The organism is Streptomyces sp. NPDC052910 (assembly GCF_055585605.1).
Genome location: NZ_JBVJJR010000002.1, coordinates 698,876 through 713,109, shown reverse-complemented (window position 1 = coordinate 713,109; position 14,234 = coordinate 698,876). Strand labels below are relative to the sequence as shown.

10 protein-coding genes are annotated in these 14,234 nt (G+C 75.4%); 8 read left to right on the top strand and 2 right to left on the bottom strand.

Going from position 1 to position 14,234, the window contains the following annotated elements; genetic code table 11:
- The first annotated feature begins 320 nt into the window (after nucleotides 1–320).
- Nucleotides 321–1,634 carry a cytochrome P450 gene (locus ACZ6X9_RS08815; protein ID WP_469777232.1) on the top strand — a complete coding sequence of 438 codons (1,314 nt, stop codon included), beginning with the start codon at nucleotides 321–323 and terminating at the stop codon, nucleotides 1,632–1,634.
- Nucleotides 1,635–1,743: 109 nt separating this feature from the next.
- Here the strand turns inward: ACZ6X9_RS08815 and ACZ6X9_RS08810 are convergent, their stop codons facing one another.
- Nucleotides 1,744–2,868 carry a terpene synthase family protein gene (locus tag ACZ6X9_RS08810; protein WP_469777231.1) on the bottom strand — a complete coding sequence of 375 codons (1,125 nt, stop codon included), beginning with the start codon at nucleotides 2,866–2,868 and terminating at the stop codon, nucleotides 1,744–1,746.
- A gap of 171 nt (nucleotides 2,869–3,039) precedes the next feature.
- Nucleotides 3,040–3,723 carry an adenosylcobinamide amidohydrolase gene (locus ACZ6X9_RS08805; protein WP_469777230.1) on the bottom strand — a complete coding sequence of 228 codons (684 nt, stop codon included), beginning with the start codon at nucleotides 3,721–3,723 and terminating at the stop codon, nucleotides 3,040–3,042.
- Nucleotides 3,724–3,993: 270 nt separating this feature from the next.
- Here ACZ6X9_RS08805 and ACZ6X9_RS08800 point away from each other — a divergent pair, with 270 nt between their 5' ends.
- From ACZ6X9_RS08800 to ACZ6X9_RS08770, 7 genes are all read left to right on the top strand, one after another.
- Nucleotides 3,994–4,353, top strand: coding sequence for an STAS domain-containing protein (locus tag ACZ6X9_RS08800; protein ID WP_469777229.1), 360 nt, complete (start codon nucleotides 3,994–3,996; stop codon nucleotides 4,351–4,353).
- The gene (locus ACZ6X9_RS08795; protein WP_469777228.1) at nucleotides 4,350–5,279 is read left to right on the top strand and encodes an anti-sigma factor RsbA family regulatory protein; all 930 of its coding nucleotides are present in this window, start codon (nucleotides 4,350–4,352) and stop codon (nucleotides 5,277–5,279) included. Before ACZ6X9_RS08800 ends, ACZ6X9_RS08795 begins: the two co-directional genes overlap by 4 nt.
- Before the next feature lie 581 nt (nucleotides 5,280–5,860).
- Nucleotides 5,861–7,381 carry a DUF8189 domain-containing protein gene (locus ACZ6X9_RS08790; protein WP_469777227.1) on the top strand — a complete coding sequence of 507 codons (1,521 nt, stop codon included), beginning with the start codon at nucleotides 5,861–5,863 and terminating at the stop codon, nucleotides 7,379–7,381.
- Between the two features lie 107 nt (nucleotides 7,382–7,488).
- Nucleotides 7,489–9,549, top strand: coding sequence for a DUF8189 domain-containing protein (locus ACZ6X9_RS08785; protein WP_469777226.1), 2,061 nt, complete (start codon nucleotides 7,489–7,491; stop codon nucleotides 9,547–9,549).
- Nucleotides 9,550–9,718: 169 nt separating this feature from the next.
- The gene (locus ACZ6X9_RS08780; protein WP_469777225.1) at nucleotides 9,719–10,555 is read left to right on the top strand and encodes a serine/threonine protein kinase; all 837 of its coding nucleotides are present in this window, start codon (nucleotides 9,719–9,721) and stop codon (nucleotides 10,553–10,555) included.
- Nucleotides 10,556–10,624: 69 nt separating this feature from the next.
- Nucleotides 10,625–12,313, top strand: coding sequence for a serine/threonine-protein kinase (locus tag ACZ6X9_RS08775; protein ID WP_469777224.1), 1,689 nt, complete (start codon nucleotides 10,625–10,627; stop codon nucleotides 12,311–12,313).
- 829 nt (nucleotides 12,314–13,142) lie between these two features.
- Nucleotides 13,143–14,123, top strand: a complete 981-nt coding sequence (locus tag ACZ6X9_RS08770; protein ID WP_469777223.1) for an alpha/beta hydrolase — start codon at nucleotides 13,143–13,145, stop codon at nucleotides 14,121–14,123.
- The last annotated feature ends 111 nt before the right edge of the window (nucleotides 14,124–14,234 follow it).

Below are 14,234 nucleotides of genomic sequence, written 5' to 3'. Positions count from 1 at the left end.
GTCGCCGTGGTCAGGGGCCTGCGGGGCGGCGGCCGCCCGTGGCGACGCGGGAGCGGGCGCGAACCGCCGTGAACGGTCGCGCACGACGCCCGTGCGCGGGCGGTGCCCACTTCGCGGCAGGCCTCCCGCCGGGGCTGGACCGCCGCCCCGCCGGGTAGGCATCAGGACGAAGGGGAAGCGCCGGGACGTTCCCTGTACCTCGCTCCCCGTACCCCTGCGCCGCTCGCCCCACCCCTGTCCCGTATCCCGAACCGGCCGCGATCGACCTGCGAAGGCGGTGCTCGATGCTCGTGTCGTCCACTGAGGGGCGTCTCCCCGTCGTGCCTCTGCACCGAGTGGTGGCCCAGGTGGTGGCGAACGGTCCGTTGGGTCTGATGGAGGAGACGAGCCGGCAGGCGCGGGGCGAGGTGGTGCGGCTGGGGCTGGGGCCTTTCCGGCCGTTGCTGGTCACCCACCCCGAGCACCTGCGGCACGTGCTGCGCGACGGTGCGGAGAACTACGTCCGCGGGACCGCGATGTGGAACGCGCTGGGCCGGCTGACCGGACAGGGCATCGCGGGGGAGGGGCCGGGGTGGCTGGCCAGCCGCGACGCGTTGCGCAAGGCGATGTCCGGCACCTACTTGCAGCAGGTGGGCGCGACCATCGCCGATGCCGTCGAAGGGGCGGTGGCGGAGTTGGCCGCCCGGGCGGAGCACGGGCCGGTGGACGCGGTGGCGGAGATGACCCGCCTGGTGCACCGGGTCATCAACCCGGTCTTCTTCGCCTCCCGCATCAGCGCCGCCCAGTGCGACCGGCTCGGTGGGGAGGTGGCCGGCGCGCTGGGTTCGCTGTTGTGGCGGATGGCGATGCCGTTCGTCCCGCACTGGGTTCCCGTGCCGGGGGACCGGGCGTTCGCCCGCGCGACGGCCGTCATCAAGGGCATCCTGCTGCCGGTCATCGAGCGGGCCCGGCGCGCGGAGTACGACGGCCCCGACCTGATGAGCGCCTTGCTGCGGGCCCGGGACGCCCAGGGGCGGCCGCTCGGCGACGAACACGTCCGGCAGGACATCGTGGCCCTGTTCGTGGCCGGTTCGGAATCCAGCGCGCTCACGCTCACCTGGGCGTGGGTGGTGCTCTCCCGCCACCCGGACGTCGCGGCCCGCATCCGCCGGGAGGCCGACGAGGTGCTGGCCGGCGGGCCGCCGAGGGCCGAGCACGCGCGGCGCCTGGTGTACACGCAGCGGGTGCTGGCCGAGGTGATGCGGCTGTACTCCATGGCCTGGGCGGTGCCCCGGGTCGCCCGACAGGACGACCGGCTCGGCCGGGTCCCGGTGCCGGCCGGCACGACCCTCGTCGTCTCCCCGTACCTGACGCACCGGCTGGACGCCTTCTGGCCCGATCCGCTGCGCTTCGAACCCGGCCGGTTCGAGAGGAGCGCCGTACGGGAACGCCACCCGCTGGCCTACCTGCCGTTCGGCGACGGCGCCCACCAGTGCGTGGGCCAGGCCTTCTTCACCCTGGAGGCGACGCTCGTACTGGCCGCCGTATCGAGCCGGTACGACGTGCGCGTGCTCGGTGATCCCCGGCCCCGCCTGGCCGTGGCCCTGCCCCCCGACCGGCCCGTCGGCCTCACCCTCACACCGCGTGCCCGCTGAAGGACGTGTCCGCGGAGGGGCCTGCCCGCGGAGGGGCGTGCCCGCTGAGGGTCGTACCCGGTGAAGGAAGGGCGCCGCCCAGCTCGCGAGGGCCGTGCCGTCCGCCCGGTCAGTCGAATCCGGGGATCTCCCACAGCCAGGACAGGGACGCGATGCCGGGAGGCCCGGTGGGCGGGGCGGTGCCGGTGAAGGACCCGGTGGTGACCACGGCCCCCGGGTGGCGGCCGTCCGGGTCGCTGTAACGCCCGGCGCGCAGGCCCCACTCCACGTTGCCCCTGAGCAAGGTCGACAGGTGCCCGAGATGCCGCCGCAGCGGCCCGCTCGCCGTGGGCAGGACCTGCTCGCGCAGGTGCGCGAACCGGGCCGTGAGACGGTTGGTCAGCGCCGCGGCGGCCTCCAGCGCCTGGTGTACCGGCAGTCCCCGCTCCTGGGCCAGGATGTCCACCAGGTTCAGCAGGCAGCCGGTGGCGTGCGCGCTGCGCGCGGCCAGCCACCGCTCCTTGCCGTAGGAGAACAGGTCGTCGTCGAAGGCCGCCGTGGTGAACGCCAGCTCGCGCAAAGCCCGTACGGCAGGGGAGGCCGCCTCCCGCTCCGGGATCTCCGCGCCGTCGACGATCTCCGCCCAGTCGAGTGTGACCGGGCCCGCGGCGGTGTGCTGCCGCATGTGCGCGTAGTCGTTCAGCGCGGGCGTCCGGCACCCGGCCCGGCACGCGAACTCCCACAGCACGGCGTGGAACCAACCCCGGTGATCCTCGATCACCCGCGCCCACTGCACGTCGGTACTCCGGGCACGGCCGCGCTCGGCCAGATCGCGCACGGCGGCCAGCAGGGCGTCCCCGGGCGGGCCCATCACCGCGTGCGGCACCTGCAGCACCCGCAGGACCCGTGAGGCCACCGTCGCGAAGTCACCCGGGCGCGTACTGGCCGCGCCCTCGTCACAGTGGGCGTCGTCGAAGGCGAACATCAGCGTGCACCAGTCCACCGCCAACTGCAGTCGCCCGGCCGGCGCCCGGGGCATGATGCGCCCGTAGAACTCGCCGCAATCGTTGTTGAGCATCCGCGACCGCTCGGGCTCGCGCCGGCCCAGCCCGAAACCGTTGAGCCAGCGCCCTCCCCGCTCCGTCATCCGCCCGGCATCGGGATGCGCGGGCGAGTCGAACGGACAGTAGCGGGGCGCGAGCACCACCCGCACCCGCGCGCCGTCCTCCTCCCACACCACCTGCGCCACCGCCATGCGACACCTCCCACAGCCCGTTCCTTCCGGATGACTACCCGGCTGCGCGGCGCCCGCGGGGGAACCCGCTGTCGCACACCCGAGCGGTCGCACGTCGGTGCCGTCGGTGAGGCGCCGCGGAGGACGGCGTCCGCCCGGAGCCAGCGGCGGGTACCGCGCGGGGCCGACGCGTCAGTGCGCCGCCCCCGCCGCGCTCCGGACGGCGGTGTGGACGGCTCGGGCGAGGCGGGAGCCCCACAGGGAGCGGGGGCCGGCGAAGGCGTGGGGCTCCTCACCGGGGCTCGGGACGCGTGCGGCGACGCAGACCGCGTCGGTGGGGGTGCCGGAGCAGTCGAAGCCGGCGTCGAGCAGGGCCTGCACCTTGGCCTCGGTGGCCGTGGCCACGGCGTTGACCAGTGCCGCGTCGGTCAGCGGGGCCGGGACGGCGAGGACGATGTTGACGGTGCCGGGCCGGGGGACGGCGCTCGTGCCGTCGGCGGGCGAGGCGGCCCAGCCCCGTACGCCGAGCCCCGCGGTGGCGAACGCCTCGGCGCCGCCGTCGCGCGCGTGGCCGTGGGCCCGGACGTCGGCGGCCGTGATCAGCCCGACGCCGGGCCCGCGCACGCCCGCCCCGGCGGCCAGGGCGGTGAGGTGCCGGTCCGGGTCGGTGCGCCGGTAGCCGTGCGCAACCTGGGCGTTGAGGACCCAGGCACGCTCGCCGATGCCGCCGCCGAGCACCGCGCTGCTGACCATCCGCCACCCGGGGCCCGCACGCCACAGCAGGGCGTGCAGTCTCTCGCCGTCCTCGACGCGGGACAGGCACTCCACCGGCAGCGGGCCGCCGACGGCGCGGGGCGGGGGGACGACAGCGTTCACCGGGAGGGCGCTCCTCTGGGGACGGCAGGGGTGGGGGGAGTGGTGGGGGCGATGGGGGCCAGGTGATCGTATGACGGGTGGTGTGGGCCGTCCTCCGCCGGCCGGTGCGCGCTCGCTTCCGCGCCTTCACCCACGTCCGGCTCCGGGGCGGAGGTCACGCCCGGTGGGCCACTGCGTAGACTTCGTGGCGAGGGGACCTTCCCCTCCGCCCGCGCCGTGTCGAAGCCGGGGGACGGCAGGTGGCCGGCGGACGTCGTGAGGAGACCGAGGGTGGAGACCCCACACGCGGTGGGCGGGGCCGACGGCCCGGAGGGGCCCGCGCGGGCCGCGTTGGAGGTGGGCCCGTTGCCCGGCCGTCCAGGGATACGCGCCAGAGGCGAGATCAGCGTGATCACCCGCCCGTCCTGGGAAGCGGCCCTGACCGAGCTGGCCCGGCGGCACGGGGACGTGTCGTACGTGGAACTGTCGGGGGCCGAGTTCCTCGACGTGGGCGGGGTGACGGCGCTCGCGGTCACGGCCCTGCGCCTGCCCGCCGGGAGGATCGTGGTGGAGCACCCGCCACCCCACGTGCCGCGGGTGCTGGAGATGTTCTGGCCGGGATTGCGGCGGATCGAGGTGGTACCGCGATGAGCACGGCGGTCGTCGACGAGGAGTTCGAGCACCCGGCGCTGTTCTACCGGACCGAGGAGGAGTACACCGAGCAGACGCTCTCCTTCGTACGCGAGGGACTGGCCGCGGGCGAACCGGTGGCGGTCGCCGTCCCCGGCCCCAACCTGGAACTGATCAGGACGGGGCTGGGCGCGGACGGCGACGGCATGCTGTTCCTGGACATGACCGAGGCCGGGCGCAACCCGGGCCGGATCATCCCCCGGGTCCTGCGGGGGTTCGCCGACGCCCATCCCACCGGACGGGTGCGGATCATCGGCGAGCCGATCTGGGCGGGCCGCAGCGCGGTCGAGTACCCGGCGTGCGCGCAGCACGAGGCGCTGATCAACGCGGCGTTCGCGGGCCGGGCGGTGACGATCCTGTGCCCCTACGACGAGGCGCGGCTGGACGAGGACGTCCTGGCCGACGCGCGGGTCACCCACCCCACCGTCATCACCGGCGGCCGTACCGAGTTCAGCGCCGCCTACGACTGGGAGGCGGTCGTCGCCCGGTACAACGAGGCGCTGCCGGCCGTGCCGCACGCCGCGGTCTTCTCCTTCGGCGCCGAGGAACTGTCCGCCGTCCGGACGTTCGCCGTCGCCGAGGCGGCGCGGTGCGGGCTGGCAGGCCCGCGGCTGATGGACGCGGAGCTGGCCGTCGCCGAGCTCACGACCAACAGCGTGATCCACGGCGGCGGCCGGGGGACCCTGGCCATCTGGTCCGAGGACGGGCAGATCGTGTGCGAGGTCCGCGACGCCGGACGGCTGACCGATCCCCTCGCCGGCCGCAGGCCGCCGGAGCCCGGGCAGCTCGGCGGGCGGGGGCTGATGCTCGTCCACTACGTGTCCGACCTCGTACGGCTGCACACCGGCGACGAGGGCACCACGGTGCGGTTCTACCTGGGACTGTGACGAGGCACCGGCCGGAGGCCGGAGAACGGGCGGCCGCCCAGGGTTGGCGGCTGCTCCTGATCCGGCCCGCGCTGGCCTGATCGGGCTCGCGTGGGCCTGGGCGGGCCTGACCGGGCCGTCTTCCTGACCGGGCCGTCTTCCTGATCGGGTTGCCCTTGACCGGGCTGCCGCCCCCGACGGGCCCACTCTCCGACGGGCCTACCCCCCCCGTCGAGGCCTACCCGCCGACCGGGCCAACCGCCGCCCCGGCCAACCGTCGCCCCCGGCCGCCCCGACCGGGCCGCCCCTTGACCGGGCCGCCCCCGCCCCGGCCGCCCCCGGAGAAGCCGGGCGGCTCGGGCGTCCGGCGAGCCCCCGGCAGGCGACCGCCGCCGCCCGCCCGGTATCCGATCCGGACGGGGTCTGTCAGTCCGTAGCGTTCCGGATGTCCCGGCCGGTCGGCCGTGGTTACCGTTCCCCCGCCGGTTCCCATGAGCACGTCGTCCGCGTTCCCTGCCCTCGTACGTCACCCGACGCACCGGGCTCATGGCGTGACCGCGCAAGCAACCGGTCCCACAAGCCCGATTGGTGAGGAACGCGCCATGGTCCAGGGTCTGCGCCGACGCGCGCTGCGCCTCGTTCTGGCGGTGACGGTCGCCGTCCTGCCCCCACTGGTGGCCGCCTCGCCGGCCGCCGCCGCCCCCGCCGCGGGATTCGCCGCCTCCTGCCCGGCGGCGGGCTTCATCTCCGACCCGTACGGAGGGGCCCGCGACCACGACGGCATCGACATCGCCAACGGCCGCGGCACTCCCATCTACGCCGTCGGCGACGGCGAAGTGATCAACTCCGGGCCCGCCCAGGGGTACGGCCAGTGGATCCGCATCCTCCATCCCGACGGGACCGTGACCGAGTACGGGCACATGTACCAGCGGGACGTCGCGGTGGGGGAGCGGGTGACCGCGGGCCAGCGCATCGCGCTCATGGGGGCCGAAGGGGAGGCCTCCGGGCCCCACCTCCACCTCCGGGTGCGGCGCGACACCGGCATGAGCCACGGCATCGACCCCCTCCCGTACCTCGCGGCCCGCGGTGTGACCGTGCCCTGCACGCCGGGGCAGCGGCCCCGGCCCACGCCGCCGGTGTACCCGCTGGAGTCGGGGCGGGTGGTGTCCGCGCGGTCCGCCGACGGCCGGCTGGAGGTGTTCGCGGCCGGGGCGGACGGGGTGCACCACGCCTGGCAGTCGCAGGTGAACGGCAACTGGTCGGAGTGGGAGCGGCCGGGCGGTCCCGGCAACGCGCAGCTCGCGATCGCGCCGAACGCGGACGGACGCCTGGAGGCCTTCGCCGTCAACGGCAACGTCTTCCGACACCGTTACCAGCTCAGCCCCAGCGGCGCCTGGTCGGACTGGGAGGACTTCGGCACCGGCGGCGGCACCGTCGCCGCGGGCGTCAACGCCGACGGCCGGATCGAGGTCTTCGCCTCGGGCCCGGAGGGGGTGTTCCACCGTTACCAGCAGGCGCCCAACAGCGGCTGGTCGGGCTGGGAGTCCACGGGCGGCGGCCCGGCCGGCAGCCGGGTGAAGATGGAGAAGGCGCCGGACGGCCGGCTGGAGGTCTTCGCGCTGAACGGGAGCACCTTCCGCCACCAGTACCAGACGGCGGTCAACGGCGGCTGGTCCGCGTGGGAGGAGTTCGGCGAGGGCGGTCACGACGTGACCGTCGACCACAACGCGGACGGGCGTCTCGAAGTGTTCGCGTCCGGTCCCGCCGGGGTGTTCCACCGGTACCAGACCGGCCGCGACGGCTGGTCCGGCTGGGAAGCCACCCGGGGCCCCGCCGACAGCGAACTCACCAGCGACCGCACCGCCGACGGGCGGGTGGAGGTCTTCGCCGTCAACCGCGACACCGCCATGCACATCTGGCAACAGGGCCTCAACGCCGCCTACGGTGACTGGGATTCGTTCGGCCCCGGCGGCACCGGGGTCGGGGCCGCGGCCAACGCCGACGGCCGCGTCGAGGTCTTCAGGACCAGCGGGGCCGGGGTCCACCACCGGTGGCAGACCGGCTTCAGCACCTGGTCGGACTGGTCCTGGGTGAACAGCACCTCCGGACCGCCGGTCACCTGACGCGACACCCGCGGCCGGCCGGGGAGGAAGGAGCCCCGGGGCCCGTCTCCTCCCGCCTCCCTCACCACACCTCCCGCCCTCTCCCGCCTCTCCCGGAGACAGACCTCATGCATCCGATCAGCAGACGCCGACTGCTCCGAAGCTCCACCGCCGCGGGCGCGCTCGCGCTGTTCGGAGCTCGTGCCACCCCGGCCGCCGCCGCGCCCGCACCGGGCCCCACGACCACCACCCCGCCCGCCCCCGTCCCGCCGCACCGGTGGGCCGGCGCGGGGCCCTTCACCCTCGTCCACGACCCGTCGCGCCCGGGTGAGCGGCGTTATCTCAACGACCACACGCTGATCGAGGCGGGAGGCCGCTGGCACCTCTTCGGCATCGTGGGCGTCAGCGCGCCGCCCGGCCGGTCCCCCGACAGCGCGGCCGAAATCTCCTTCGCCCACGCGTCCGCGCCGCACCCCCGCGGTCCCTGGACCGCGCACGCCGACGCGCTGACCGTCGACCCCGCCTACTTCGGGGAGGAACACCTGTGGGCGCCGCACGTCGTCGCGGCCGGCGGCCGGTACTGGATGTTCTACGCCGCGGGCGGCCGTGCCGGTGCCGCGATCAACCTCGCCACCTCCACCGACCTGTTCACCTGGACCCGCGTCCCGTCCGGCCCCCTCTTCCGGGGGATCGCGGCGCGCGACCCGATGGTGGTGCGGATCGGCGGCCGGTGGGTGATGTACTACACCGAGGTGTCCGGCCCCGACGGCCGGCACGTGGTCGCGTTCCGGAGCTCCGACGACCTGCTGCGCTGGAGCGAGCCGGGCACCGCCTTCACCGACGAGAGCACCACCGCGACCGTGTCGGTCACCGAGTCCCCGTTCGTCGTCGAACGGGACGGCTGGTACTACCTGTTCACCGGTCCGCGCAACGGTTACGACGGCACCGACGTGCTCGCCTCACGGGACCCCTTCCGCTTCGGCCTCGACGGCTACGCGGGCCATGTGCCCGGGCACGCCGTGGAGGTGGTCACCGCCGGAGGGCAGTGGTATGCCACCGCCGCGGGCTGGTTCCACCAGGGGCTCCACGTGGCCCCGTTGGACTGGCGGGACACCCCACCGCCCTGGCAGAGCCCGGACAACCCGGCCGTCGGCCTGGACGTCGACGGTCGCCTGAACGTCTTCGCCCAGGACGCGGACGACCGTTCGCTGCTGCGGCGCACCCAGCTCGGCCCGGGGAGCGACGCCTGGTCGCCGTGGGAGCCGTTCGGCGGGCCGGCCGGAGCCGTGCCCACCCTCGGCCGTGACGCCGACGGCCGGCTGGAGGTGTTCTCCCTGGCCCCCGGCGGCGCCGCGCTCGACCACCGCGCCCAGCGCCCGGACGGCAGTTGGGAGGGCTGGGAGAGGTTCGGCGGCCCGGCGGGCGCCGCTCCGGCGGTGGCCCGTGCCGCCGACGGCCGGCTGGAGGTCTTCGCGCTCGCCCCGGGCGGCGCCGCCATCGCCCGGCGCCGCCAGCGGTCGCCCGGGGCGGCGGCGTGGGACGAGTGGGACCCCGGTTTCGGCGGGCCCGCGGGCGCGCCGCCCGTCGTCGCGGCCAACGCCGACGGCCGGCTGGAGGTGTTCGTCCTCGCGCCCGGCGGAGCCGGCGTCCTCCACCGGTGGCAGGAGGCGCCGAACGGCACCTGGGCACGATGGGACCGCTTCGGCACCGCGGCCGGCACCGCGCCGCGGGTGGCACGGGACGGCAGCGGCCGGCTCACCGTCCTCGCCGTCGCCCCGTCCGGCCTGGCCACCTTCCACCGGCGGCAGACGGTGCCGAGCGGCGGCTGGGACGAATGGCGGCCGCTGTTCGGCTGGACGGACGCGGCCCCCGCGCTCGTCCCCGACGCCGCGGGCCGGCTCACCGCGTTCGCCGTGCCGCCCGGCGGAGAGCCGCTCACCAGCCGCCGGCAGGCCGCGCCCGGCGGCACGTGGGAGGCCGAGGGCGGCTTCGAGGCCTCCGGCGTCCGGTTCGCCGGCACTCCCACGGCGGTGGCCGACGCGGCCGGCCGGATCCACGTCTTCGCCGTCACCCGCGAGGGCCGGCCGCTGCTCCGCGTCCAGGCGGGGCCGAACGGGGTCTGGCGGCCGTGGGCGGCCTTCGGCGACCGGACGGTCGCGCCCGTCCGGCCGGGCAGCCCGGCCTACTGAGACCTTTCTCACCGAGGCCCGTTCCCGTCGGCGGGACGCCGCGGATGGCCGGTGCCCGCTTCACACCGTGACGGACGACGCACCTCGGGCTCCGCCGACCCGGAGCTTCTCCCTGACCTCATGGATATATTCGGCTGCGAAGTGTCGCCGAGGGGGTGAGGAGAGGTCCGTGAGCGGGATAGTGATCCATCTGCCGCCGGGGAACGGTGACGCGGGGGAGGCGAGCCACGACGGCGGTGCGCCGAGCGACGTCCGGGCGGGCGGCGGCGTGACCTTACGGCTCGGGCCGGGGGAAGTGGCCAGGTTCGGCCGGGGGTCGGCGACGGTACCCGTCGAGCTGCGCCTCGTCGACGAGGCGGTCTCCCGGCTCGCGGGCGAGATCCGGGTCACCGACGACCACTGGCAGCTCAGCAACTTCAGCACCGCCCAGAGCTACCTGGTGGAGAACCCGGAAGGGGCGGGTGAGTACCTGAGGGTGCCGCCGCGCCGGGTCGGGGTGCCCATTCCGTTCGAGTTCGCGCGGGTCGTGCTGCCCACCCGCCGCGAGGGCGGGGCCGCCTTCCAGGTGTTCGCGCCCGACCACGTCTACCTCGACCACGACGCCGCGGGCGGGCCGTGGGGGACCCGGACGGTCACCGCGTACTCCCTGGACGAGACCGCCACCTACTTCCTCGTCCTCGTCGCCCTGTGCGAGCCGCGGCTGCGCGACGAGTCGCCCGTCGCGGTCCCCACGACCCCGCAGATCGTCGAGCGGCTCAGGAACCACCCCGCCTGCGACCGGCTGACGGCCCGGGCCGTCAGCTCGCACATCGACTACCTGGCCGAGGAGAAGATCCGCGTCGACGCGCCGGCCGGGGGCGACGCCGGCCGGGCGGCCCGCCGGAACGGCAAACGGGAGGCGATCGTCGGGGTCGCGCTGCGGTTCGGTCTCGTACGGGAGGAGCACCTGGCGCTGCTGCCCCCCAGGACGAATCCGGGCAGAGCGGCGCCGCGGACCGCCGGATGAGAGGCGGCGGCCCGCCCGCCCGCCGGGGCGCGCGGCGCACGGCCCGGACCCACGAGCGGAGGTGACGGCATGGAAGAGCTCGCTCCCGGCCATCGCGTCGGCGCCTGGGAGATCGTCGCGCCGATCGGGGCGGGCGGCTGGGCGACGGTGTACGCGGGCCGGCCGGTGGCCGAGGGCGCGGGACCGGGCGGGGACGCGTGTCCGTCCGGTGAAGCGGCGCGTCCGTCCGGCGATGGTCCCCATGCGCGTCTGTCCGGCGATGGTCCGCACCCGCGTCCGTCCGGCGATGGTCCGCACCCGCGCCCGTCCGGTGACGGTCCGCATACGCGTCCGTCCGGCGAGGACGCGCGTCCGTCCGGCGCGGCGGCCGAGGTCGCGCTCAAGATCCTCTCGACCGAGGGGCTGGCCCCCCGCCAGGCACGCGGCGTGGCCGAGGCCGCCCGCCGCGAGGTCGAACTCGGCTCGCGCGCCCGCCATCCCCGGCTGATCCGCCTGCTCGACTCCTTCGTGCTCAGCCGGCCCGGCGACCCGTACCTGGACGGCGCCATCGTCCTGGTCATGGAACGCGCGGCGGGCAGCCTGCGCGACCGCCTCGCGGCCGGCGTCCCGCGGAGCGAGGGGGCCCGGCTCGTCACCGAGATCTGCGAGGGCCTGGCCCACCTGCACCGCAGCGGCTGGGTGCACGGCGACCTCAAACCGGACAACGTCCTGCTGATGCCGGACGGTTCGGTCCGGCTCTCCGACTTCGGGCTCGCCACCGAACTGACCGCCACCCAGGGCACCCACGGCTACGCGCCCCCCATGGGCACCTTCGACTACCTGCCGCCCGAGCGCTGGAAGGCCCCCCTCGGCGAACACGGTGTACGGGTCCGGCCCAGCGCCGACGTGTGGGCCCTCGGCATCCTAATCCACCAGGTGTTCGCGTCCGGGGCCACGCCGTTTCCCGGCGCCACACCGGTGTCACGCGCCGCGGCCGCGCAGGAGTACGCGGAGGGACGGACCCCGCTGCGCATCGACCCCGCCGTACCGCCGTTCTGGCGGGAACTGATCACCGACTGCCTCGCCCCGACACACGCCGTGCGCGCGGCCCACACCGCCGACGCGCTGCTGGCCCGCATCGGCGGCCGGCCGGCCGGGGAACGGGCCAGGGAGTCGGACGAGGCGCCGGACGAGGCGCCCACCGGGGAGCTCGCCGACGGCGCGGCCGGCGCGGCGCCGTCCCCCCGCCCGGTGCGTCCGGACCGGCGCAGACGTGTCCGGGCCGCGGCGGCCCTGGCCGCCTCGGTGTGCGCGGTGGTGGCGGCCAGTTGGGCGTACGCCGGAGGCATGCTCCGGGGCGGGTCGGGACCGTCCCGCGAGGCGACGGGCTCGACCGCGGCGACGTCGGCGGGCACCGCCGCCGAGGCCCGGCCCGGGCCGACGGGCGGCCGGATCCGGGTGTTCAACGTGGAGCGGCACTGCCGCGACCGCACCGACCACGCCCGGGACTGCAGCCTCGGGCTGGCGATCGACCCCCTGCGGCCCTACACCATCGACAACGTCGTCCCCACCCGCGTGTGGCACGGCGACGTCCTCGCCGCCGACTGCCAACTGGCCAAGGGCGTGCCCATCGTGGACGAGACCGGCACCTGGTCCTCCCTCTGGTTCCGCGTCCACCTGCCCGACGACTCCCGCCCGGGCGGCGCCTGGCTCCCCGCCGTGCGCACCAAGGACCGTCCGGCCATTCCGGCGTGCCCGCGCCCCACGCCGACGGGGTGAGCCGAAGGCGGCGGCCTCCGGCGAACCGTCACGATGCCGGCGGGGCCCCGGAGGCCGCCGGGGCGGGCCGGATGCCTCCGGCGGGGCGAGCGGGGCGCCTTCGCCGGGCCGACTCGGACGTCTTCGGATCGATCCGGATGTCTTCGGGTCGACCCGGATGTCTCTGGCCTGATCAGGGCATCCTTGGGTCGACCGGACGTCTCCGGGCCGTGCCCGATGGCGGCCGGGCCGAACGCGTCCGGCGGCCCGGACTCCCGTACCGGCGGTTCGACCCGCTCCCCTCCGACCGGAGCGAACCCCGCACAGTCGGCCCGACCTTGACGCGACCGTTCCAGTCTGACGCGCCGGCCCGCCGCGCCGGCCCGATCTGACGCGCGGTCTCGACCGGCCCGGCGCGGCTGCCGCATCGGCCCGGTCTGCCGCACCGCTCCGACCCGCTCGATCCGACGCAACGGGTCTTACCGGCCCGATCCGACGCAATGGGCCTGACGGAGCCGACGGGCCCGGCCCGTGGCCACCGTCTCGCAGGCCGCGCATGCGCGCCTCCGCGCGATCCCGCCCACCCGCAGTCAGCAGCCCGCAGCCTGCCCCGGTTCCCACCCCACCCCCACCTGCGCATCCCTCCCGCATCCCTCCCCAAGGGCACCACCGGAAGTCCTACCGGCGGCCCGCCCCCGCCGTCACTCCGGAACCTTCCGGATGTCCGTCCTCATCGACCCCTGGTTACCGTGCGGGCCGGCGCGTGGTCCTCGTTCCCTCCCCCCGTCGGACGCGGAACCGGGCCACCACCGGCCGGGGATTTCACCCTCACTTCACCCAGGAGGTCATCTTGAGCGAGTACCGTCCCACGCGCCGAGGCGTTCTGAAGGCCGTAGGCGGCCTCTCCGCGGGGCTGGCGGTGGCCGGCGGGGGCCTTCTCGCCGGGGCTTCGGCGGCCCATGCCGTGGGAGACGGCTTCGGGCTCCGCGTCGTGGAACGCGGCGAGAACGACCCCCGTATGCGGTACTACCGCTTCCAGACCGCCGAGATCGGCTGGAAACCGGCCGTCAACGTCCTGCTGCCCGACGACTATCACACCAGCGGCCGCACCTACCCGGTCCTGTACATGCTGCACGGCGGCGGGGGCGACTTCATCGAGTTCGACCGTGCCGGCATCCGCGAACTGACCGCCGGCAAGCCGATCATCGTCGTGATGCCCGACGGCGGCCGTACGGGCTGGTACTCGAACCCGGTGAGTTCCACCGTCGGCCCGCGCAACTGGGAGAACTTCCACATCAACCAGCTCATCCCGTGGATCGACGCCAACTTCCGCACCTTCGCCGAGTACGACGGCCGGGCCGTCGGCGGTTTCTCGATGGGCGGCTTCGGCGCGCTGAAGTACACGGCCAAGTACTACGGTCACTTCGCCTCGGTCAGCTCCTACTCCGGCCCGGCCAGCCTGCGCCGCGACGGCGGTCTCGTCGTCCACTGGGCCAACGTCACCTCCGCCCTGGACCTGGGCGGCGGCACCGTGTACGGGGCGCCTTTCTGGGACCAGGCCAGGGTCAGCGCCGACAACCCCGTCGAGCGCGTCGAGAGCTATCGCAACAAGCGCATCTTCATGGTCGCGGGCACCAGCCCCGACCCGGTCAACCTCTTCGACCGGGCCAACGAGACCCAGGTCCTCGCCGGTCAGCGGGAGTTCCGCGGCCTCCTGGACCGTGCGGGCATCCCGTACGAGGCCCACGAGGACAAGGGCGGCCACTACTTCCGCAAGGATTTCTTCGGCGACGACCTCAACGGCATCATCGGCCGTCTCCGGAAGGCCTGACGGCCTGGCGGCCGGTAGGCCGGTCCCGCGCCCGCCGGGCGAGCGGTCCCGGCGGACGTGGGCGGGCGGGTCAGGCGTCAGGCGGCGGCAGCGCGGGAAGGATCCCGGAGA

Excerpts from the sequence above, each read along its gene's own strand:
- ACZ6X9_RS08810 (WP_469777231.1), bottom strand. The coding sequence starts at position 2,868 with ATGGCGGTGGCGCAGGTGGTGTGGGAGGAGGACGGCGCGCGGGTGCGG.
- ACZ6X9_RS08795 (WP_469777228.1), top strand. The coding sequence starts at position 4,350 with ATGAGCACGGCGGTCGTCGACGAGGAGTTCGAGCACCCGGCGCTGTTC.
- ACZ6X9_RS08790 (WP_469777227.1), top strand. The coding sequence starts at position 5,861 with ATGGTCCAGGGTCTGCGCCGACGCGCGCTGCGCCTCGTTCTGGCGGTG.
- ACZ6X9_RS08785 (WP_469777226.1), top strand. The coding sequence starts at position 7,489 with ATGCATCCGATCAGCAGACGCCGACTGCTCCGAAGCTCCACCGCCGCG.
- ACZ6X9_RS08775 (WP_469777224.1), top strand. The coding sequence starts at position 10,625 with ATGGAAGAGCTCGCTCCCGGCCATCGCGTCGGCGCCTGGGAGATCGTC.